The following is a 23,296-nucleotide window of genomic DNA, read 5'->3' on the forward strand; positions in this document are numbered from 1 at the left end:
ATCACCTTAAAGGAGTTTGGATATTTATGTTAGTGTTTAGTTGAGATTGTGAAAAATTGTACTTAAACTAAAGGGGCAGGTTAGTTCAATAAGCAGGTGTTATCGGAAGAGCGCCGAAATAGTTATTAACCTGGGAATTATCAAAACCGTGGGACATAAAGGGGGCATACTAAATGTTACAATATGTAGAGTACAATCAAGAAAATACAAGAGAAACCATTATCGCTATACCAGCACTTGGTGAACGAAAGGAAATTTTTGAAGCATTAGCAGAAAGTTTAAAGGAATTCCGTTTTCTTGCAATTGATCTACCAGGGCATAATAACTATACTTTCCATGAAGACTTTTCGATTGAAAAATATGTAGTTGATATAAATAATCTATTAGATAAATTATCAGTTTCAAAAGCTCATTTTATAGGGAATTCAATTGGGGCATGGATTATACAAAGCTATTATAAAAAATATCCTGAAACTGTTCATTCTTTAACATTGATGGACGGAGGTTATTATTTTATTGGAGACTACAAAGAAATTGAAATAGGTGAAATTGAACTTCCTATCATAGAAAAGCTCGAGGATTTACAGAAGGCTATTAAACAACAAGTTGATTCAATGGATAAGCTACCATCTAGCAGTAAAGAATTGTTTGAAAATTATTTACTTAAAAACTTTATTCGAAAAGACGGAGTTTATGTTCATCATAGTAACGTGAATGCATTAAACACTCTCTCAAAAGCTGTTGTGGAAACAAACTATTGTATTCAGCAAACTAAGGAATTTCCTGTTTTGTTGTTACTAGCTGATCAAGGAAAAGATAACTCGGAAGAAGAAAAAATAAATAGTTTTCTAATATCAAATAATTATGCGACTGTAGAACGTATTCCCAATAGTTATCATTTTTTACCTATTACCAATACAAACGATGTGTCAAAACACTTTGAAAAACTGGCATTCTTATTGAACTAACGGGTGCTTTAGTAGAGTAGAGCAACGTCTTTTAAGACGTTGCTCCTTTACATTTAAAAGTACTTCTGATAATACTCTTTCCTTAGCCTACCGCTTAATTGAGCGTATATCCTTGTGGTTTCACTTTTTTCATGCCCCATAAGACTTTGTATGACTTCAATAGGAGCCCCATTATTCAACAAATGAGTTGCATAGCTGTGTCTAAGTTGGTGTGGATGAATCTCTTTATTGATTTCAGCACGATTTGAAATCCGCTTAATGATGTATCGCATTTGGGCAACACTCATTTTATGTGGCTGCCTTACAGTCACAAAGATGGCAGGATTATTGTCATTACGGCTTTCAATATAGCGTTTAAGCCATATGTCGCAACGTGTATTAAAATAAACTTCCCTTTCCTTATCACCTTTTCCCCTAACGATCGCGGATTGATTGGACCAATTAATATTGTTCTTTTCTAACGCTACTATTTCTCCAATTCGGCAACCGGTAGAAAACATGAATTCAAAAATCGCTTTTTCCATTGGGGAATGACAGGATTCACGAAGGTGTTCAATCTCCCGTTCGGTTAAATACTTGGGTATCCGCTTACCTACTTTGGGCTCTTTAATCTTGCAAGTTGGATTCTTACTCAGGTAGCCTTCTTCATGAGACCAACGAAAAAAAGATTTCATAAAGCGGATGCGATGTGCAAGACTAGCTGGTTTTAAATGCTTGCCCGATACAGCAAGATATTGCTTCAGTTGATTTGTATCCAACAATTCCATCTCTACATCATTAAAATAACCAATTAGTAGCAAAGACTGTAACTGATAAGCCTTCAACGTTTGTAGTGAAAAACCCTCTATTCGTTTATCAGCTTCAAACGAAGACCATGCTTTTGACAATAACAATTCCATTCCCCCTAAAGTAGTAGTGTTAAAGGAATTATTGCCAACTTAATAGAGTTATAGACATAAGGAGTGATTTTACTAACGGGGCAGGTTAGTTCAATAAGTAAAAGAATAAATAGTGTGAATAAATAGATAGAATAGAATGGAATGGGGCGAAAAAATGGAGAGGAAGTTTAGTAAGTATTCCATCATTTCAGTTGTCGTTGGAATTTTTGTTGCATATATGGCTTTTCCACCGATTAATATTACTATTTTGGGTTGGTGGGGAATATTCATTGGATTTGGTGTCTATTTAACAGGCATAATACTTGGTTTCGTTGCTTTCTTTAAGAAAGAAAAAGGGTTTATGAAGTATATCTCGTTACTTTCCATTTCATTAGGTTTTTTATTTATTGCATTTCTCTATGCAATCCTCGGTAGAATTTAACGAAATTAATTTGATGACATAATTATACTAACGGGGCAGGTTAGTTCAATAAGCAGGTGAATTGGCAAGGATATCGAAGTAGTCAATATAAGGAAATTTATTCTAGTAAGAGGGCAAGTTAGTTAAAAACAATAGGGGTGAGAAATATGAGTGACCGATTTGAACTAAGTTTTAAAAACAAGGTAGTTAGAATGTGGTTGATTATTATGATACCAGCTGTGATAGCAGAAATATTAATTATCCAATTTACCAAAATTCCAGTATTCACGACAATACCTTGGATAATCTTTTTTATTTGGCTTTATTTTTATAAGAGGAAACAGAAGAAAGAGCATTCCGTTTCCTAGTGGTTTTATTCTAAAAGGATTGGTTAATTCCTGTTCTTATTAAACTAACGGGTTGCTTTACTTGAAGATCATCGAGCTGCTAGACAGCTCTTTATTCTTATTGAACTAAAGAAGCAGTTTAGTTTAATAAGGGCTACTAATTATTTGAGGTGATAAAGGTGTCGATAAAATGTCTTAATCATTTTTTATTTTCAGTTTCTGATTTACAACATTCTATTGATTTTTATAAAAATGTATTAGAAGCTAAATTGTTAGTAAAAGGTAGAAGCACTGCCTACTTTGATTTAAATGGTATGTGGCTTGCCCTCAATGTAGAGAAAGATATACCTCGTAATGAAATAAGCCAATCATACACACATATAGCTTTTTCAATTGAAGAAGCTGAATTTGATAAAATGTACGAGAAACTAAAAGAATTGAATGTAAACATCTTGTCAGGTCGTCAAAGAGATGAAAGAGATAAGAAGTCTATTTATTTTACTGACCCAGATGGTCATAAGTTTGAGTTTCATACAGGCACTTTACAAGATAGAATAGATTATTATAAAAAGGGAAAAGCACATATGGAGTTTTTCGATTAAAGGATTTCCTTGTTGAACTCCCATGAAAATTAAAAAACGCTCAAAAGCTATAAAATAGCATAACAAAAGAGACTCAGAAAAAGCTTTTTTTAAAAAAGGCTGAGCCTTCATAAACAATTATATATGGGAGTGTTTACATTGATAAATTTTTTTGAATATAACTGGCAAGTAAGAGACGAATGGTTTGAATGGTGTAATCCACTATCAAATGAAGAGTTGATAAAAGATCGAACTGGAGGAGTAGGAAGTATTTTATACACCCTTTTTCACATTATTGATGTTGAATATAGTTGGCTTCGTGGTATTCAAGGCAAAGAAGACGTAGTAGTTGAATTTGCTGATTATGATACGCCTGAGAAGGTTAAATCTCTTTCAGTTAGATTCCGAAATGAAATTGCTGAATTTCTAAAAATAAATTTAGATGAATTAAAAGAGAAAGTTATATGTGTCCCTTGGGATGAAGATAAATATACTGTTGAGGAAATATTACATCATATAATTGCTCATGAGATTCACCACATTGGTCAACTCTCTGTTTGGTCAAGAGAATTAGAACTCATCCCCGTACCTGCTAACTTTATTGGCAGAAAGTTTAAATCCATTCATTCTTATTAAACTAACGGGTGCTTTAGTTAAACAAGAATCGGTTGCCTTTTCAGAGCAGCTTTTCCTTATTGCGTAATGGAGTTAACTACTGCCGTGAACCGGCGTTATGTTAACCTGCTGTGCATGGCCTATACAAACCCGTTCAGTGATCGAGTTCCTTGTTCAACTCCCATGAAAATTAAAAAACGTTCAAAATCTATAAAATGGCATAATAAAAAAAACTAAGCCTTCAAAATGATTATATTAAGTTGAAAGTTAATCAGTAACCAACTCCATTCTTCCTAGAATAAAGGCAGGCTGGTGCAATAACCAGAGTAGGATTAATCTCCCATGAGTGCTACTCATATAGAGTGCGACAGTCTGTGATGCACCGTGGTCGTTGGGTCAGACTAACGGATGGGGCACAATGGCACCATAGTTCATCGACCTTCTTTGCCAGTCGTAGTATCCAATACCCATTCTGCATATATTTTCATCCTCTATGGTGTAGCGCTGATTTTGCGCTACATGTATGGCTAACGGGACAGTATATTTAAATAAGGGGGTATTGTATGATTTGGATAAAATTTTTATTTTTTGTATTTATTGTGTTTGTTTTAAATTCAATAGTTAAGCTCCTTTTGAGAAAAATACTCAAAATCGAGAAGGAGAAAAAAACCATTTTTTCTTACAATCACATCAACGAATTGCATGGAAAAGTTGATTGGACTATCAGAATTACTTCTATGATTGCACTTATCGTTATCAATAGCTTAATCATAATTGAAGATTATTCGATAAACCTGTTACTGATTGCATCGTTTTTCTACATTGTATTAGATTACGCAGTAAGGGCATTTTTTGAGTGTAAATATTCGCAGAACCCCAAACAATATATTCTAACTACTAGCGAAGGGGTATTATTTTTAGTTGCCATAATTATAGTCATTAAGTTTGATTTGCTTATTAAATTAACTTAATTGAGAAAGTCATTCTTGGTATCCTCCCATGAAAATTAAAAAACGCTCAAAATCTATAAAATGGCATAACAAAAAAAACAGAAAAAGTTTTTTTGAAAAAATCTGAGCCTTCAAAATGATTATATTTAGTTGAAAGTTAATCAAGAACCAACCCCATTCTTCCTAGAATAAAGGCAGGCTGGTGCAATAACCAGAGTAGGATTAATCTCCCATGAGTGCTACTCGTATAGAGTGCGACAGTCTGTGATGCACCGTGGTCGTTGGAGTCAGACAAACGGATGGGCTTTATGGCACCATAGTTCATCGACCTTCTTCGCCAGCCGTAGTATCCAATACTCGTTCTGAATATATTTTCATCCTCTAGTGGTGTAGCGCTGACTTTGCGCTACATGTATGGCTAACGGGCAAGATTGTGATAAACAAATGATGGAGGTGAAAAAATGGGTGTTAAAAGAAAATTCGGAGCACTAATTTTAACGAGTGTTATTGTAATGTCTGTGGTATTTTGGTACACGCAACAAAAGCCATATAGTACAGAGCAGGTTATGAACTCATTATGGGATACGTATGAAGTACAAAGTTATTCAATTGGTGATACTGATCCGGTTATATCGATAGATGTATATGATAAAAATGATATACCTGAAGTTGAAAAGTATTTAAAAGCTAAATTGTCTAAAGCTGATTTAAAACACTATGAAATCGAGGTGTTTTCTCGGTGGTCGTGAATTTTTGGGTGAGACGACAATAAACCATTTTCCACAATCGGCTGCCTTTACAGGGCAGTTTTTCTTATTGAGTAATGGAGTCAACTACTTCCGTGAATTGGTGTTATGTAAACCACTTGTGCATGGCGCATACAAGAAGGATCTCATTTAGCGAATCCAATTTCTTGTTCAACTTCCATGAAAATTAAAAAACGCTCAAAATCTATAAAACTGCATAACAAAAAAAGTCAGAAAAAGTTTTTTTAAAAAAGACTGAGCCTTGAGAAGGATAATGTTGAATGGAAAGATAAATCAAGAATCAGCTCCATTCTTCAGAGAATATAGGCAAGGCTGGTGCAGTAACCAGGGTAGGATTAATCTCCCATAAGTGCTACCCGTATAGGGTGCGACAGTCTGTGATGCACCGCGGTCGTTGGAGTCAGACTAACGGATGGGTTCAATGGCACTATAGTTCATCGACCTTCTTCGCCAGCTGTAGTATCCAATACCCGTTCTGCATATATTTTCAACCTCTGTGGTGTAGCGCTGATTTTGCACTACATGTATGGCTAACGGAGCAGGTAGCTGAATAAGGTAAAAATTACTCATAAACAAATTTGTATTTTACTGAGATACTTAAAGAAAAGTTAAGGTATTGAAAACCAGTGGGGTGTAAAATGAAGAAAAATATTTTAACGTATATCATTTATGTACTGTTTGCAGTAGGCACAATTACTACATTATTCATTGTATATAAGGACATTGATAGTTCTTTTTCTCTTGCATTTGTAATTGGCTATATTATTTTTCTTTTTCTCTCTTTCTTTTATATCATGATTGCGGTAATTATCAATATGAGAAAATTAAAATGGATTGAAATAAGAAAAAGACTGTATAAATTTATTGCTTATTTTGTTTTATTAAGTGGGTTTACTTATATTGCTGACTATATCTTTAAATCATTAGAGTTTGATTTGTATAACATAGTTTCTATCTCCCTAGGTTTATCTCTTGGACTTGTATTTCTGGACCTAGTCTTTTTTAAAGAGAAAAACGGCTAAAATGTTGGTGTGATTTTGATTCTTGTTCAATTTCTATGGATATAGTAAAAACCATATTATTGATAATAGCGCATAACAAAAAAAACTCAAAAAAAGTGTTTTGAAAAAAGACTGAGCCTTGAATAGAATAATATTGAATGGATAGGTAAACCAAGAATCAGCTCCATCATTCAGAAAATATAGGCAAGGCTAGTGCAATAACCAGAGTAGGATCAATCTCCTATGAGTGCTACTCGTATAGAGTGCGACAGTCTGTGATGCACCATGGTTGTTGGAGTCAGACTTAACGGATGGGCTCAATGGCACCATAGTTCATCGACCTTCTTCGCCAGGCATCCTAATCTATACCCGTTCTGTACACATTTTCATCCTCTGTGGTGTAGCGCTGATTTTGCGCTACATGTATGGCTAACGGGGTAGTTTACTTAATAAAGGGAGTGAGAAATATGATTTTTATTGTCTTTATAGAGTTACTAATATGCGCTATCATTACTTACTTTTGGATATGGGGAAGTCATATTTATATTGAATTAAGTCGCAGTTACGCTGCTTCCAGTTTTCCAGGCGATATAACATTTACTGAAAGAATTTTTTATCAATTATTTTTCTCAGCAACATTATTTATTGTTTTACTTATTTTTACATTTTTATTATGTTTGATATTCAAAAATAAAATAAATATTTTATGTTCCAAAAAGAAAGTTACATATATAATTCTAATCCCATTAATTTGCACAATATATATTTTTACTGATTTATATATTTTTTTATTTGTTAATTAAAATACATCAATTAGATCCTGTTAATTGGAAAAATAGAAGAAGATGTATATAAATAATTTTAGCTAACGGGTTTAGTTAAAAAATCGGCTGCCTTTACAGGGCAGTTTTTTCTTATTGAGTAATGGAATGAAATGAACTACTTCCGTGAATGAGTGTTATGTTAACCTGGTGTGCATGGCGTATGCAAGGTCGTTCAGCGTTCAATTCGGTGGTTTGTAGGTTGATCTCAATCAAATAAATTAAAAGGGGACGTAAAATTAGATTAGGGGACTTTGAAGTGCGGGATGTTCGTGTTAGCGGTCAACATTATTCTTTAGCCATTTTAGATGAAGTTCGACCTACCACATTTGATGATTTTGAAATTCCATATTTAATTTATGAAGAAGATGACCAGCGTGCAAACTATTTCTCTGCTACATATTTCTCTGATGAATCTGTTAAAGATGGACATAGAAAAATACTCGGTGAATTTGCACGAATGCTTACAGAACACTTAGCATTGGCAAATTGTGAAGTAATTATAAAGTTCTATCAAGAGAACCCAGTGATGCTGACAACCAAGACCCTTACTTTAAAAAAGTAACAAAGAAGCAAAAGAGAGTTTCCTTGCATTATGTGACCTTTTAAATGGATACATTGAAGAAGGAGATTATTGCAAGTTATATACTTGTTGGGTTGGAGAAGAGGAAGAAGAAAGAAATTATAATATTGACCAAACTATCAACCTTAATAACATTGATATCAATAACATCTCAATATTCGAGAAAACACTATTGGTAATAAGAAGATAATACTCAACTCCCATGAAAATTAAAAAACGCTGAGCCTTCAGAATGATTATATTGAGATGATAGGTAAATCAGAATCAACTTCATTCTTCAGAGAATATAGGTAAGGCTGGTGCAATAACTAATCTTGGAAGTTGGATTCTTACTCATGTATCCTTCTTCATGAGACCAACGAATAAACGATTTCATAAAGCGGATAATATGTGAAAGACTGGCTGGTTTTAAATGCTTGCCCGATATAGCAAGATATTCCTTCAGTTGATTTGTATCAAGAAATTCCATCTCTACATCCTTAAAATAACCAATTAGTAGCAAAGACTGTAACTGAGAGGCCTTCAATGTTTGCGGCAAAAAACCCTCTATTCGTTTATCAGCTTCAAACGAAGACCATGCTTTTGACAGTAACAATTCCATTCCCCCTAAAAAGTAAGATTAAAGGGATTATTGCCGATTTAATAGAATTATAGACATAATAAGTGATTTTACTAACGGGGCAGGTTACTGGAATAAGGAAATGTTAAATATGGAGTAGAAAGGTGACGATTATAAGTGCATGGATATCCAGAAGAAAACGATTTACTTTCGTTGTTTGAGTGTGAACCTACATTGTTAGATACCACTTCATTAGATTTTTTTTATAATAGAGCAACATATCGATTTTCTAATGGGGAGGAAGACTTCATTGTTACACTCTCTCCTTCTTACGGTGAAGTAAAAATACAAGTAACCCAACGGGCTTCCAATCAATTGATATCACTCATGGATTTAAAGCGAGTTGATAAATTTGAAATAACAGCAGATAAAAAAGACCTATCAAGTGTACTGTTAATGCTTCTGAATGACGATTTCATCACACAAACAATTGAAATTGATTTTAAGCCGAAGTATAAATTAATTTTTAGAGAACATTATACGCGGTAAAAATCCCGTCTTGTTTAACTAACGGGGCAGTTTAGTAGAACAAGGATTTTTGTTCTATTTCATTGAACATAGTCTCATATGAGGAGGTAGAACATGAAAAGGAATTTCAATTGCAGAGATATAATAGTTAATGTAAGTAGAGTTATTCAAACAATGTGCAGTTAAACTTAACTTGGAGGAATACATAATGAAAATAAAACCGACAAAAAAAGACTTACTTTCATGGATGGATAGTTATGTACCAGAAAAAGACTTATTTTTCATATCGAAAGAACTTCTTAATAATGAAATTGACTTTACAGATGTGTTATTAATGCCAATAGATGAGTTTTATAATCACAGTACGTATGGACAAGTAAATTATGTAAATGGTTATGAGTACTGGAATATAAAGAACGCTCAATACGTAATCATAGCTGAAAAAGAATGGATTGAAATCATATCTGAAGAGGAAAAACAATTAATTTTAAATTCACAAGTGCTAAGTGAAAGAGGGCTTGTACTACCTGTTACATTTATACATGAGACAGAAAAAATACCTTCAAGTTATGTGGTGAATGGGCACGTTGTCATTCAGCGTTCCATGTGGGAAAAGCTTGACGAGTCATTTAAAGAACAGTTACTTACAACAGTGGTTTATGAATGGTGGGATAAGGGAGAATATGAGGAATCACCAAAGTCCTTACCTAGTTTTCTAAAACCATTTGCCAATACCTTTGGCCATTTTCAAGGTGCAAATTGTTTAGCAGCAGTTTTGTTTGCTATTTCAAAAGGGAAACAAGAGTGGTTTATATATGAATGGATACATCAAAAAACATTTCTTGAAAAATTGAAACAGTATCACTATGAGGAGTTTCTAGATGAAGGACTACACCAAGCGGACATTGTAATTTGGAAAGATGAAAATGCTATCATTCAACATGCAGCTTATTATATTGGGGAAGAATTATATTTCAATAAACATGGACAAACGATGTTTAATCCTTGGAAGATACTTTCGAAAGAGCAACTTTATAAAGAGTGGGAACATCTAACACTTGGGAAGTATCGACAACGTAATTAATCAATTGGCAAAAAAAGGAATATTTTTTCTTATTGTACTAACGGGTGCTTGTGCGTCCGAGCCTAGTTCGTATCATATAGCGGGTGGGATTCCCGTCGAGAAAGAACTAGCCATTCACTCGTAGCGAGTCTTGGAGGGCTACTGGTAACAGTAGCCTTTAAGCGTAGACAGTTAGGTGGCGGGCCGAAAGCCAAATGGTTGAAGGGATTGAACTCCAAAATGTTAGTAAATGGAGAGGGCTGATGCCTTAACTGCGGCAGAAAGCTACATTTTATCCATCGTTAAAGGCAAGATGGATAAAACCTTTCTGGAGTCAGAGACCTTGGCACGTCATACATTGATATGATACGGCAACTCGGGAGACCCTACCGGTCTTTCCTGCTTATAGATGAGTATGGTGTACAAGCAATAATAAGCAGGGAAGCCAAATGCCGTTGTAGGGAGTCGGATAGCAGCGTAGTACTAATGAAGTTGGGTAATGCCGATGGAGGAAAGGCTGCTACCAAGTTATCACCCTTACTAGGGACACATTTACTACACACTGAGGTAGGGATATTAAATGGAAATAAAACTAGTAAGGATAGCTGAATTAGAAAAATCTGAGCGAAAGAGATTAGCTATATTTTTTAAATAGTGACTAGGAGGAGCCGTGTGCGTAAATAGCGCAAGCATGGTTCTGTCAGGGGGGAGGAACACAATCTATCGCAAGGTAGAGAGGTTTCCTTCTACTCGACTAGTTCAATGAATGATACTTGAAGTTTAGCTGGAATAAACATAAAAAGATGGAGGGGTATGTTTATGTTCAAAAAAAGATTAATTTTAATCTGCACAGTAATTTTGTCGTTAGTAATTGCAGGATGTAATGACGAAGAGCAGATAAAAGAAGAAGTTATTCAACACAATTGGAATGAAAGTCCTCTATTTGAATCAGACAATTACACAATGATTGGGGAAGAGGGACGTTTGGGTTTTATTTACGATGATAGTGAAGGTATCAGATTTTATCCAAACAAAGTACAAAAATATATGTGGCACTTTTGGGGAAATAAAGATGAGTTAATTGGTGACTTTAAGGTTTTAGGAACTCACGAAAACAGTGATGAGGAAATAATAATTGTACCAAAAAGAGATAATTCTAATCTTAGTCCTAATAATGGTGCAGATCAGCACTCTCCAACAAATATGACGCTCCCTAAAAGTGGAATGTGGAAGTTAGATGCCTATAAAGGAGATGAAATATTTGGAAGTGTTTATGTAAAAGTTCATAAGAAATAAATGATTTATTGGACTCCCATGAAAATTAAAAAACGGTCAAAATCTATAAAACTGTATAACAAAAAAAGCTCGGAAAAAGTTTTTTTAAAAAAAGGCTGAGCCTTCAAAATGATTATATTAAGTTGAAAGTTAATCAGAAACCAACTCTATTCTTCAGAGAATAAAGGCAGGCTGGTGCAATAACCAGAGTAGGATTAATCTCCCATAAGTGCTACCCGTATTGGGGCAACAGTCTGTGACGCACCGTGGTCGTTGGAGTCCGACTAACGGATGGGCTCAATGGCACCATAGTTCATCGACCTTCTTCACAAGCCGTAGTATCCAATACCCGTTCTGCATATATTTTCATCCTCTGTGATGTAGCGCTGATTTTGCGCTACATGTATGGCTAACGGGTGCTCTACTTCAATTAGGGGTTAAGCACCCTTTTATTATTCAACATAAGGAGCAGTATAGTTGAATAATACATTTCAACTATAATAAATAAATGTTAGTATAAAATTATAATATTAAAACAATTTGAACCTACGCGGTTGAGGGAGGGCGATTTGTGAAAAATTTATTATTAGCAATCTTAGGGGCAGTTGTGACAGCGGTAGTATTAAGTTTGATAACAAAAGGTTTTGAAATGGATGTATTAATTTCCCTTATCTTAGGTATTGTACTTGGGTATAGCATTGGAAAGAAAGAAAAAGCAGACTCGAATTAGGGAACTATCTAACTGAATAGGGAAGTTATTTTAGTAGTATTACAATATTTTTTATTAAAATAACGGGTTGCTTTAGTTGAACAACAGCAGATCGTCTAATGACGGTCTTTTTATTTATCTAGTTGTCTGTAGGAAGGTTTAATAAAAGCATATCCACTAAATCGTTTCGAAAATACCGTCCTCTAACGTAACAACCTAAAATCATTATATAATTTTTTATATGAAATACCGTCTATTCCATAACTAGCTAATATATCCTATTGTAAGGGGGTGCCGCATGAATAAAAAAATTTCCATTATATTAATAATAGCTTTATCTTTGTTTTTTACCGAAACAATTTATGCTAATGAACTTACAACACCATCTGGAATTTCAATATCCGATGTAGAACGTTTCGTAGACGATTATGCACATGAATATATTGGTGAAACAACTGCGGGTGCGAGCATTGTTATTTTGAAAGATAATAAAGTTGTTTTATCAAAAGGATATGGTTATGGAGATATTGAAAACCAAATTAAAATAAATCCGAATACTGCTGTTTTTGAATGGGGTTCAGTAAGTAAATTGTTTGTCTGGGTGTCGGTCATGCAATTAGTCGAACAAGGAAAAATCGATTTAGATGAAGATATAAACAGATATTTACCAAAAGGATTTTTAACAAAACTAACATATGATGACCCTATCACTATGTTGGATTTGATGAATCACACTGCAGGATTTGAGGAAAATATTTTTGACACGGGATATGCTAACGAATACCGTGTAAAATCTTTAGAAGAAGGATTGAAAATTGCTGAGCCAAACCAAGTATATCGTCCAGGTAAAGTCGTTGCTTATTCTAATTATTCAACTTCTCTAGCTGCATATATAGTTCAATTAATTTCAGAACAAGACTTTAATGAATATGTTGATGAACATATATTTCAAAAATTAGGTATTCTAGATTCAACTTCATATTTGTCTTTAGGGAGAAATGAGCAGATAACAAAAAACAAAGTAAATGGATATGAGCTTATTGAAGAAGGAGATTTCAAACTATCGACACCGTACTATATGTCCATGTATCCTAGCGGTGAAATAAATGGAACAGCACCAGATTTAGCTAAGTTTGCAATGGCACTTATGCCACAATCCGAAAATGAAAACGTTTTGTTTGAGGATGAAAATACGCTAGTTACAATGCTTTCGCAAAGTTATGCTATTAATGAAAATGTCCCTGGTATCGCACATGGTTTTTGGGAGTATGATGGAAAGTTTAAAGGATTAACACATGGTGGAAATACAGTTTCCTTTTCAAGTAATTTTCATATCGTCCCTGAAGAAAACTTTGCAGTAATAATATTAACGAATCAAGCTTCAGAGTCTGATATTTCCTATGGACTGACGAAGGAATTGGTTGGAGAAAAAGAGATAGATGAAGTAAAATTGGCGGACTTACCAAACTCACAAATCACAGAAGGAACGTATCTTACTACTCGCAGAATGAAAAGTGGATTTTTAAATTTGTATTACTATTTACTACCACTTACAGTGAAATCACTAAATGCGAACGAAATTGAAGTAAGTTTGGTAGGTATGAAAGCTAATTACGTCCAAACATATCCAAATGTTTATAAAATGACAAAAGGTAGTACTATGTTTATTCCTACAAATGTTCTTTATTTTTCTATAGAGGATGGTGAAGTTAAACAAATTTCTACATCGATTTCAGATTATCTCCCTTTAGATAAAAATATATTTTGGTTAACAATAAGTGCTGTATTATTCATTTATTGTTTAGTATACTTTATTGCTTCCCCATTCGTTTTAATCGTAATCAGTATTTTGAATCGGAGAAGAAAAAAACCTTCTATAAAAATAAGAAAATGGGTTTACCTATTAAATATTGTTGGTACAGCATTTATCGTAAATATTATTTTATTAGTAATTAGGATGTTGAGTAATAGTGATCGAGGATATTTTGAAGTATTCCCACAAATAGTTGCTAATTATGTTTTAACTATTTTAAGTGTTGTTTTTATTATTTTCATTCTAGTTAATTGGAAAAAGGCAACTCTAATGAAATTACAGAGGGCTATTTATCTTCTATCAATCGTTACTATTGTTATATTAATCTTTTTACTTATAACATGGCAGTTTTATTCTTAGTGAAAAGGCTCTGTTTAATTTACGCTGTTGATATTTGATTATTTAGTTCAATGAGAAAACAATGAGGTTTTTGCTGATATTTGTATGATGAGTAACTACAATGAAAGAAAAAATAAGTTACCCTAGTCAACATACTTTTATTTTATCATCACTTTTAATTACCTTTTTATCATTTGTATCGCTAATAATATTTCGGTTTTTTTGGAATTAGCTATTTATTCACTTAGAGAACGTTATATACGGTTAAAATTAATGTTTAGAATTAATTATAGCGTCACTTTTTTTACTACATGAAGAATTTCACTTAAACTAACGGGTGGTTAGTGGAACAACTGTAAAGCTTTCCTTCTTGAACTAAAGAAGCAAGTTAGTTGAACAATCAGTCCAGTTTATTGAACAAGGATATTTTCTGTTTTTAGCGAATTAGAATTACAAACAAACTTATCAAGAATACAAGATATTGCAAAATAACAGGAACAAAGGAGGTATGAGATTTGAAAATCCATAGAATAGATCATGTGGGTGTAATCGTAAATGATCTCACTGCCGCTAAAGATTTTTTTCTCGATTTTGGCCTTGAGGTGCAAGGGGAATGGGAAATGGAAGGAGAGTTGATAAATCAGGTATTTGGGCTTAATGACGTTAAAGTAGCATGTGTAGGATTAGGGACACCAGACGGTCAAGTATGGATAGAGCTAATCAAATTTTATAATCCGTCAGATGAAAGAGAAATTCAGCAACCTTTTGCAAATACCCCGGGTATTCGGCATATTGCCTTTGCTGTTGAAGATATTGAAGCTGTTGTTGCCAAGTTGAAAAAGAAAGGTACGAAAATCTTTAGTGAGATACTACACTATGAAGAAAGTTATAAGTTATGCTACTGCAGTGGGCCAGAGGGAATTATTTTAGAGTTGGCGGAGAAGATCAAATAAATTATGGGTAATTACTAGTTATCGGGCCAATAATTGATGGATTTTGACATCCTGCCAGTGAAATATGTAATCACGTCGATAAAGTTGTTCCGCAAGCGGGCGCGATTGTTATGTAAGTGTTTCTGTTCTTATTCAACTAACAGGTAATTTAGTGTATCAATAGTAATATATTTCTTATTCAGCTAACGGGGCGGTGGCAGCAGTTAGTTTAATTAACAAATTATATGAAATGCAGTAAAGAACTTTACTCTTTCATAATGATGGTTCGGCTTGTATAAGGTGAAGTAAGCAAAAACACCTCTCACAAACAATTGTGAGAGGTGCTCTTTTCTGCATAAAGAGGTAGACACCAGTGCTTCTTTAAAATCCGCTTTGATTTCCCCTGTTAAGGGACCTACGCTCAATTAATATGGATTATCACTTTAGTTTATCGTTTAAAATGCCCTCTTCTAGGACGGAAAACTTATCTCCATATACTTTCATAATATGTACGTTCCCCCAAGCGCATAGCGAATCTAATATACTCTCCAAGCTTAAACCGTATTCACTCAATTCATATTCTACTTTCGGTGGAACCTGGTTGTAAGCAATCCGGTTAATAACGCCATCTGCTTCTAGCTCACGTAATTGTTGCGTGAGCATTTTTTGTGTGATATCTGGCATAAGACGTTTCAATTCACTTGTACGTTTTTTACCATGTGTCAGATGGCATAGAATGACACATTTCCATTTTCCACCGATCACTTCTAATGTCGCTTCAACGGATATATTATACTTCTTTTTTGTCATGCTCATCCTCCTTACTAATGGGTACTTAAAAGTACCTATATAACTTTTTGGTACCTATAGTACTTAAAAGTGCGTACTTTTCTTTTTTATCCCTGTGACTCATACTAACATTTGCAGATGAATTGTACGAGGTATTCATTGTGGTCTTTGTAAATTCAATCATACAACAAAGGAAAAGAAAGGATGAAAAAAGTGACTTTAGATAAAAAGAGAAGTATGTTTGCACTACTTGCATTAGCTGTTAGTGCATTTGCAATCGGAACAACAGAATTTATTAGTGTTGGGCTTTTGCCTCTGATTTCCCAAGACTTAGATATATCGGTGACGACGGCAGGACTAACTGTTTCCCTGTACGCCTTAGGTGTAATGATAGGTGCTCCAATTTTAACATCGCTCACTTCAAGAATGCCACGGAAAACATTGTTATTATGGATTATGATAGTCTTTATAATAGGAAACGGGATTGCGGCGGGTGCAACAAGTGTTACCGTTTTGCTTATGGCCCGTGTCATTTCAGCGTTTGCACATGGTGTGTTTATGTCAATTGGATCGACAATCGCTGCTGACTTAGTTCCTGAGAATCGCAGAGCAAGTGCGATTTCAATCATGTTTACAGGACTTACTGTTGCTACTATTACAGGAGTTCCATTTGGGACATTTATTGGACAACAGTTTGGTTGGCGCTTTGCCTTTGTGGCAATCGTAGTGATAGGGATTATAGGGTTTATTGCGAATAGTATTCTTGTTCCATCCGATTTACGTCAAAGTACTCCGACAACGATTCGAGATCAAGTTAAGCTCATAACAAATAGTCGGATATTGCTAGTATTGACCATTACAGCACTGGGATACGGAGGAACATTTGTTGTATTCACGTACTTATCTCCGTTGCTTCAGACGATAACAGGATTTAAACAAGGAACCATCGTGATCATCTTACTTGTTTACGGAATTGCGATTGCAATTGGTAATATGATTGGTGGGAAGCTGTCAAATAAAAACCCGATTGGCTCGCTGTTCTATATGTTTATTGCGCAAGCGATTGTGCTTTTCATATTAACATTTACGGCACCATTTAAGGTCGTGGGTTTAGTAACAATTCTTTTCATGGGATTGTTTGCATTCATGAACGTTTCAGGACTTCAAGTGTATGTCGTCATGTTAGCTGAACGTTTTGTCCCAAGTGCAGTAGATGTTGCTTCCGCTATGAACATAGCTGCATTTAATGCGGGGATCGCGATGGGGGCCTACGTAGGTGGAGTGGTTACTGATTCGATTGGGCTCATTCATACGGCTTGGATCGGGGGGGCAATGGTACTGATTGCAGCCATACTAACAGGCGTCAGTCGGGCGCTAGAAAGAAAAGATCAGCAAAGGATTAATCTATCTTAAAGGGGGTGATTGGAAACGTATAATCTGCAACACAACTTTAATTAAAAAATAGGAGGACATAAATAATGAAAAACTTACAATCGACAACAATGTTGCATAACGGTGTGAAAATGCCTTGGCTAGGTCTTGGTGTATTTAAAGTGGAAGAGGGTCAAGAATTAATAAATGCGGTGAAAACTGCGATTAAACATGGCTATCGCAGTGTCGATACAGCTGCGATTTACGGGAATGAAGTTGGCGTAGGACAAGGTATTCGTGAGGCAGTTAAAGAAACAGGTATTGCGAGAGAAGATTTATTTATCACATCAAAAGTTTGGAATTCAGAGTTGGGCTATGCATCAACAATTGCAGCTTATGAAGAGAGCTTAACGAAACTAGGTTTAGACTATTTAGATCTATACCTTATTCATTGGCCAGTGGCAGGAAAATATAAAGAGGCATGGAGAGCGCTAGAAACACTTTATAAAGAAGGACGGGTTAAAGCAATTGGCGTAAGTAATTTCCAAATTCATCATCTTGAGGATTTGATGAAGGATGCGGAAATTAAACCAATGGTGAACCAAGTGGAGTACCATCCACGTTTGACGCAGAAAGAATTGAGTGATTTTTGCCGAAAACAGGATATTCAATTGGAAGCATGGTCTCCACTCATGGCAGGACAATTACTCGACAACACAGATCTTCAGGAAATCGCCGATAAATATGGTAAATCAATTGCCCAAGTTATTTTACGCTGGGATCTACAAAATGGCGTTATTACAATTCCGAAATCCACGAAAGAACATCGTATTGCTGAAAATTCAACAGTTTTTGATTTTGAATTAACAGCGGATGATATGAAACGGATTGATAGTTTGAATCAGAATCACCGAGTGGGTCCAGATCCGGATAACTTTGATTTTTAAATAAACTAAACCCCTATCTTAACCTAGATAGGGGCTTTTCATTTTGTAATATATGGTGTAAGAACTAGAGTCAATTGACACTTACCTATTAGTAAGTTAGTATTTGGTTATGGAAAATAGAAAATCACAAATCATTGAGCTAGCACTTAGAAATATTCGAGAAAAGGGCTATTTGTCTTTTAGTTATGACGACTTGGCTAAGGAACTTGGTGTAACGAAAGCTAGCATTCATTATCACTTCATGAAGAAAGAGGATTTAGGTCTAGCCGTTTGTATAAAGTTAAAAGAAGGTCTGGAAAAATCTTATTTGAACATTGATCAAGCTCAAATAAACAGTGAAGATAAACCATGGGAGTTTATTTCAAGAAGAGCTAATCAGATTGGTAACAATGAAGTTTGCCCGATATCATCTTTACAAGCAGACTATAACTTTTTACCGATCGCTATGCAAGAGAGTGTACAACAATTGAGTCAAATGGAGATAGACTATTTAAAAAAGCTTCTTGATGTTTTAAAGGAAGAAGGAAAACTAACACATGATACAGGGGCATTAGCCGCTCTTCTAATATCGAGTATTAAAGGTGCGCTACAATATAGACGTGTAGTAGGAGAATATTTGTATTCAATAGTAATTGATCAATTAAAACTGCTTGTAAATGGAAATGATGGAGTTAGGAATATGTGAATACATGACGATTTTATGGGAGGTATTAGTATATGGAACGTCGAGTTGTTGTAACGGGATATGGAGTCGTATCGCCACTAGGAAATGATGTAGATACGTTTTGGAATCATATTAAAGAAGGTAAATCTGGGATTGGAAAAATTGAGGACGATGAATTCAAAGAAATTAACACACAGATTGCTGGGCGTATCAAGGACTTTCCAGCGGAAGAATACTTTGATAAAAAAGAATTGGGGAAATATGATTTGTTTGCGCAGTACGCTTATGCAGCGGCAAAACAAGCGTTAGACCAATCAGCACTCAATTCGGACATCGTTAATAAGGAGCGAATAGGCGTTTACGTTGGATCTGGAATTGGTGGAATTGACACTGTACTCGAAAATCATAAACATTTACTAGAAAGAGGCGTAAGAAAGGTCTCTCCATTTATGGCACCAATGATGATTAGTAATATGGCGGCAGGTATTATAGCTATTAAATATGGTTTTAAAGGTCCGAGCTTTTCGCCAGTTTCTGCCTGTGCAACAGGTAACCACGCAATAGGTGAAGCATACTTGAATATTTTACATGGTTATTCCGATGCTATCGTAGCGGGGGGAGCAGAAGCTTCAATAAATCCATTATCTTTTGCTGGTTTCTCAAGAATGAGAGCCATGTCTACTTTAAATGATTCACCTGAAAAGGCGAGCCGCCCTTTCGATCGTGAGCGTGATGGCTTTGTTATGTCGGAAGGCGCAGGAATTTTAGTACTTGAAGAGTATGAACATGCTAAAAAACGGGGAGCAACCATCCTGGGCGAAATCGTGGGTTACGGTTCAACAACAGACGCCTATCATATTACATCCCCGGATTTTGATGGAGCAGCAAGAGCGATGAAATTAGCTTTAGGAATGGCACGACTTAATCCGACTGATATTGATTACATTAATGCGCATGGAACGAGCACACCAGAGGGCGATAAATCAGAAACGAAAGCCATTAAAGCTACTTTTGGTTCTCATGCCTATCAGTTAAAGGTAAGCTCAACCAAATCGATGACAGGACATCTATTTGGTGCGGCAGGTGGGGTTGAAGCAATCATAACGCTTAAAAGTATACTGGAAGATATTGCACCACCTACTATCAATTACGAAAATCCAGATGAAGAATGCGACTTGAATTATGTTCCAAATGAAGCTGTGAAAATGGAGATAAACTATGCGATTTCAAATGGCTTTGGTTTTGGCGGGCATAATGCAGTACTTGCTTTTAAGAAATTTGTCCCGCATTAACGGGCAGTAAGACTCCTACATCGAGTCTTTAAGGACACGAGAAGAATCAGAGGGGGATCAGAACCCCCTCTGATTGAAGATTAACTTTATAAAGTAACTAAATACATGTGGAGCTCCGTCCGATTGTCAGACGGAGCTCCATTTATATTGAAGCAGTCTATATATGTTGAATTAAAGAATCCTATTGAATCTGACGTTGCGCTCAAAATAAGAGAGTATTAATTCGGGGTGTGGATTGTAGAACGCTTGGCGCTTTGGGGATGCCTTTGCCGCGCCTGCGCTAGGGTGTTCATGATTGAGAGAAATGTGATTTTGAGATGTATATGCTGTGATTATAATGTGATTACTTTTTGCTACTACTTATATTCAAGAAAGACGTGCCCCGGCTTGCAGGTTTCATCGTAGATAATGAAAAGCTCTTTCTCACATAGACCATCCAGCGCAGGCCCGACTTCGTGATAGCCGGAGCGATAAGACTAAGGAGGGATGCAGTTCAATCCCTCCCAAGGGGTCTTCTTTCTGGCTTATCGCGGGAGGCATCCACAAAGCGTCGAAGCGGTATTAGTGGGAATCCTAAACCATTCCAAGTACTAATGCTTTTTCAGTGGCCTCCCAAAAGCCCTTGTAAAGCGCATACGCCGTATTCATTTGTTCAACATATCTAGTAAAATTAAATGACTTTATGGATTAACGAGGAGTGCATTGTATGAATGGTAAAAGTGTCACACCGATTCTCCGTATATTCGATGAGAAGAAAGCAAAAGAATTTTACGTTGACTATTTAGGATTTAAATTAGATTGGGAGCATCGATTCGAGGATAATTTGCCGTTGTATATGCAGGTTTCAAACGGAAATTGTATCATTCATTTATCAGAGCATCACGGGGATTGTAGTCCGGGGGCTGCCATTCGGATAGAGATTGAAGATATCGAAAGCTTCCATGCAGTGCTTCACTCGAAAGAATATAACTTCGCACGTCCACGTCTTGAAACAACTCCATGGCAAACGAAGGAACTGACAGTTATTGATCCATTTAGCAATCGCATTGTTTTCTTTGAGGATGGAGAATGAAAAAACGGGTTATCTTTCGTTAAAGATAACCCGTTTTCTATTATTTTCGTTTGCTATACGATTTTAAGATTTGATCGGATTGTTGCATGATTCGTAAGGCGTTGTCGATAGATTGCTGTGTTTTATTTGTCCGAGATTTCTCTTTCATGGTTTCCAAATTGTAGAGGATAGCAGGTAATTTAGCGCTTGGTGCGACATACAATGTGTCATCGTTTATGAAGGAGCTGCCTGGCAGGTGGTAACGCATGCCAAGTAAATTGTTTTCGTAATGAAATAAATCGTGACCCATCATCTGTGCATCATGTTCTATTCCGAGTAAATTTAATAATGTAGGCATCAGATCAATTTGTCCGCCTAAGTGGCTAATCGTTTCCCCGGAGAAAAGTCCGCCTCCTGAAAAAATGACCGGCACGATAAAACGATCTTGTAAGTTGTAAGGATGGTCGAGTAGATCCAAAAGAATAGCCTCATCGTCTTTCGTGACAGGAGCCCCGTGAACACCCGAATGATCCCCGTAGACTAGAATCAACGAGTTATCATATAAGCCCACCTCTTTCAAAGTATCAATGAATACTCCGATTTGCTCATCTGTATAGCGAACTGATTGAAGATAATTGCCGACATATGTGTTGTCATAACTATCCGGTAATACTAGGTATTGAAGATCTTCAGGCATTTCAAATGGTGTATGGCTTGTCAGTGTAATGATGTTTGAATATATTTTTTCGTGTTTCTTAAATTGTATGGGCAGTTGTTTAGCAGCAAAATCGAACAGTACTTCATCCGCTGGACCAAATCCTATTTCTTGTTCTGCTGGAATTTCTTTGTTGGTATAAACGTAGTCAAAACCGAGTGCTGGATATAGTTTTTCACGATTCCAATAGGTAATGTCATCGGCATGATAAGTGGCTGTACCATAGCCATTTTTTTGTAAAGTTCGAGGTAGAGAAGGGACTGGCTTTCCAGTAATGACATTGACAGTCGGATCCATACCTTCAGGGTAAATGGACGTGTGCATAAGCCACTCGGCGTCAGAAGTGTTGCCCGCCCCGATTTGTTGGTATACGTTATCGAAATATGTACTATCTTTCAATAAGGCATTTAAATAAGGTGTAATTTCTTGTCCGTTCACTTTTCTATTGATCACAAAGCCTTGTAATGACTCGACCTGAATGACGAATACATGACGATCCTTAGCAATACCATAGGAATTATGCTCATTTGCGGGAACGTAGTCATTCCCTTTGAGTTTCTCCACGTCTTGTTCTGATAAATTAACATCAGAAGCTAGCGCGATACCGAAGCTCCGCGTGAAAACTTGCACCGCTTGCGATTGTAAATAGCCATTCTCTTTTGCAAAATAAGAAACGTCAATAAGTGGTTGCCTAAAAGCTAGTAGCGTTGTAATAAGACCAATACTTCCAAATAGAATCGCTAATTGTCTAGTTACTTTAGCTGAAGATTTTATTTTTTTGGCATTATAGTAATATGCAATTGGAAGGATAAGTAGTAGGTCCAAGAAAAAGAGGAAATCATAGGGCTTGCTTAGAAGACCCACTGTTCCTCCTACAGAATTCGATTGATAAAGTTGCTGTAAGTCATAATAGGATGGAATTGTTGAAAAGTAACGTGTGTAGTAAATAATGGCGATAAATAATACAGACAATATCGTATTGAATACGAAGATGCCGGTCCACGTCCGTTTCTTTACGAAGAGAACGATGAGTGAAAGTAAGAATGCCCATAGTGGAAATTCAATGAGTGCAATATGGAAGACAGATTTGTTATGAAAAACGACGACACGAAATGCGATCACTTTTAAGAAAAGTAAGGTCAAAATCAGGGTGGTTGGATGTAGTAGAATAGGCTTAACTTTTTTGATGAACAATTTCATATTGAGTACCCCCAAATAGAACTTTCTATTAATATAGTGTAACAAAGATATTTTTTGATGTGAAATAAAAAGAAGGAAATAGATGGAACTTCTTTGTAATTAAAGAAGTAAATGAAA

23 protein-coding genes are annotated in these 23,296 nt (G+C 35.6%); 19 read left to right on the forward strand and 4 right to left on the reverse strand.

Translation table 11 applies throughout. The features are described from left to right. The first annotated feature begins 173 nt into the window (after positions 1–173). A complete protein-coding gene (locus ACP8HG_RS01765) occupies positions 174–968 on the forward strand; it encodes an alpha/beta hydrolase (RefSeq protein WP_438298114.1) in 795 nt (264 codons plus the stop codon). Positions 969–1,021: 53 nt separating this feature from the next. Here the strand turns inward: ACP8HG_RS01765 and xerA are convergent, their stop codons facing one another. Beyond that, on the reverse strand, positions 1,022–1,861 hold the full coding sequence (gene xerA, locus ACP8HG_RS01770; protein WP_438298115.1) for a site-specific tyrosine recombinase/integron integrase: 840 nt from the start codon (positions 1,859–1,861) through the stop codon (positions 1,022–1,024). Positions 1,862–2,021: 160 nt separating this feature from the next. On the opposite strand from xerA, the gene ACP8HG_RS01775 reads away from it, so the two are divergent. From ACP8HG_RS01775 to ACP8HG_RS01805, 7 genes are all read left to right on the forward strand, one after another. Beyond that, complete coding sequence (locus ACP8HG_RS01775; protein ID WP_438298116.1) at positions 2,022–2,288, forward strand: hypothetical protein; 267 nt, start codon at positions 2,022–2,024, stop codon at positions 2,286–2,288. A 505-nt stretch (positions 2,289–2,793) separates the two neighbouring features. After that, on the forward strand, positions 2,794–3,216 hold the full coding sequence (fosM, locus tag ACP8HG_RS01780) for a FosM family fosfomycin resistance protein (RefSeq protein ID WP_187047207.1): 423 nt from the start codon (positions 2,794–2,796) through the stop codon (positions 3,214–3,216). 138 nt (positions 3,217–3,354) lie between these two features. Then, entirely contained in the window at positions 3,355–3,831 is a 477-nt protein-coding gene (locus tag ACP8HG_RS01785) for a DinB family protein (RefSeq protein ID WP_422397606.1), read from the forward strand. A 542-nt stretch (positions 3,832–4,373) separates the two neighbouring features. Next, a complete protein-coding gene (locus ACP8HG_RS01790) occupies positions 4,374–4,781 on the forward strand; it encodes a DUF4181 domain-containing protein (protein WP_338653019.1) in 408 nt (135 codons plus the stop codon). Positions 4,782–5,221: 440 nt separating this feature from the next. Further along, positions 5,222–5,509, forward strand: a complete 288-nt coding sequence (locus ACP8HG_RS01795; protein ID WP_338653017.1) for a hypothetical protein — start codon at positions 5,222–5,224, stop codon at positions 5,507–5,509. Positions 5,510–6,165: 656 nt separating this feature from the next. After that, positions 6,166–6,549 carry a hypothetical protein gene (locus tag ACP8HG_RS01800; RefSeq protein ID WP_338653016.1) on the forward strand — a complete coding sequence of 128 codons (384 nt, stop codon included), beginning with the start codon at positions 6,166–6,168 and terminating at the stop codon, positions 6,547–6,549. Positions 6,550–7,608: 1,059 nt separating this feature from the next. Further along, on the forward strand, positions 7,609–7,914 hold the full coding sequence (locus tag ACP8HG_RS01805) for a hypothetical protein (RefSeq protein WP_438298117.1): 306 nt from the start codon (positions 7,609–7,611) through the stop codon (positions 7,912–7,914). Positions 7,915–8,209: 295 nt separating this feature from the next. On the opposite strand, the gene ACP8HG_RS01810 is transcribed toward ACP8HG_RS01805, so the two are convergent. Further along, entirely contained in the window at positions 8,210–8,527 is a 318-nt protein-coding gene (locus tag ACP8HG_RS01810) for a hypothetical protein (protein WP_438298118.1), read from the reverse strand. Positions 8,528–8,668: 141 nt separating this feature from the next. Between ACP8HG_RS01810 and ACP8HG_RS01815 the strand changes: the two genes are divergently transcribed. The 6 genes from ACP8HG_RS01815 (at position 8,669) to ACP8HG_RS01840 (ending at position 15,171) form a co-directional block, all read left to right on the forward strand. Further along, on the forward strand, positions 8,669–9,040 hold the full coding sequence (locus ACP8HG_RS01815) for a hypothetical protein (protein ID WP_187047236.1): 372 nt from the start codon (positions 8,669–8,671) through the stop codon (positions 9,038–9,040). 187 nt (positions 9,041–9,227) lie between these two features. Further along, positions 9,228–10,103, forward strand: coding sequence for a hypothetical protein (locus ACP8HG_RS01820; protein ID WP_354314465.1), 876 nt, complete (start codon positions 9,228–9,230; stop codon positions 10,101–10,103). 798 nt (positions 10,104–10,901) lie between these two features. Continuing rightward, the gene (locus tag ACP8HG_RS01825) at positions 10,902–11,378 is read left to right on the forward strand and encodes a hypothetical protein (protein WP_187047238.1); all 477 of its coding nucleotides are present in this window, start codon (positions 10,902–10,904) and stop codon (positions 11,376–11,378) included. Positions 11,379–11,928: 550 nt separating this feature from the next. Next, positions 11,929–12,087 (forward strand): hypothetical protein, encoded by a 159-nt coding sequence (locus tag ACP8HG_RS01830; protein ID WP_156475985.1) that lies wholly within the window; start codon positions 11,929–11,931, stop codon positions 12,085–12,087. A gap of 277 nt (positions 12,088–12,364) precedes the next feature. Continuing rightward, positions 12,365–14,239, forward strand: coding sequence for a serine hydrolase domain-containing protein (locus ACP8HG_RS01835; RefSeq protein ID WP_067207309.1), 1,875 nt, complete (start codon positions 12,365–12,367; stop codon positions 14,237–14,239). Between the two features lie 494 nt (positions 14,240–14,733). Further along, positions 14,734–15,171: a VOC family protein gene (locus ACP8HG_RS01840; protein ID WP_067207311.1), complete on the forward strand. Its 438-nt coding sequence runs from the start codon at positions 14,734–14,736 to the stop codon at positions 15,169–15,171. Positions 15,172–15,588: 417 nt separating this feature from the next. Here ACP8HG_RS01840 and ACP8HG_RS01845 read toward each other — a convergent pair whose 3' ends face one another. Further along, on the reverse strand, positions 15,589–15,960 hold the full coding sequence (locus tag ACP8HG_RS01845) for a winged helix-turn-helix transcriptional regulator (RefSeq protein ID WP_067207314.1): 372 nt from the start codon (positions 15,958–15,960) through the stop codon (positions 15,589–15,591). A gap of 216 nt (positions 15,961–16,176) precedes the next feature. On the opposite strand from ACP8HG_RS01845, the gene ACP8HG_RS01850 reads away from it, so the two are divergent. The 5 genes from ACP8HG_RS01850 (at position 16,177) to ACP8HG_RS01870 (ending at position 21,285) form a co-directional block, all read left to right on the forward strand. Continuing rightward, positions 16,177–17,352: an MFS transporter gene (locus ACP8HG_RS01850; protein ID WP_418064803.1), complete on the forward strand. Its 1,176-nt coding sequence runs from the start codon at positions 16,177–16,179 to the stop codon at positions 17,350–17,352. A gap of 62 nt (positions 17,353–17,414) precedes the next feature. Beyond that, positions 17,415–18,257, forward strand: coding sequence for an aldo/keto reductase (locus ACP8HG_RS01855; protein ID WP_354314498.1), 843 nt, complete (start codon positions 17,415–17,417; stop codon positions 18,255–18,257). A 109-nt stretch (positions 18,258–18,366) separates the two neighbouring features. Further along, positions 18,367–18,942, forward strand: a complete 576-nt coding sequence (locus ACP8HG_RS01860) for a TetR/AcrR family transcriptional regulator (RefSeq protein WP_338653005.1) — start codon at positions 18,367–18,369, stop codon at positions 18,940–18,942. A gap of 32 nt (positions 18,943–18,974) precedes the next feature. Next, a complete protein-coding gene (gene fabF, locus ACP8HG_RS01865; protein WP_438298119.1) occupies positions 18,975–20,213 on the forward strand; it encodes a beta-ketoacyl-ACP synthase II in 1,239 nt (412 codons plus the stop codon). Positions 20,214–20,919: 706 nt separating this feature from the next. Next, positions 20,920–21,285: a glyoxalase superfamily protein gene (locus ACP8HG_RS01870; protein ID WP_342537855.1), complete on the forward strand. Its 366-nt coding sequence runs from the start codon at positions 20,920–20,922 to the stop codon at positions 21,283–21,285. A 40-nt stretch (positions 21,286–21,325) separates the two neighbouring features. On the opposite strand, the gene ACP8HG_RS01875 is transcribed toward ACP8HG_RS01870, so the two are convergent. Continuing rightward, entirely contained in the window at positions 21,326–23,179 is a 1,854-nt protein-coding gene (locus ACP8HG_RS01875) for an LTA synthase family protein (protein WP_438298120.1), read from the reverse strand. Positions 23,180–23,296 lie beyond the last annotated feature (117 nt).

Source organism: Sporosarcina sp. FA15 (assembly GCF_051550195.1).
GTDB classification, from domain to species: Bacteria; Bacillota; Bacilli; order Bacillales_A; family Planococcaceae; genus Sporosarcina; species Sporosarcina psychrophila.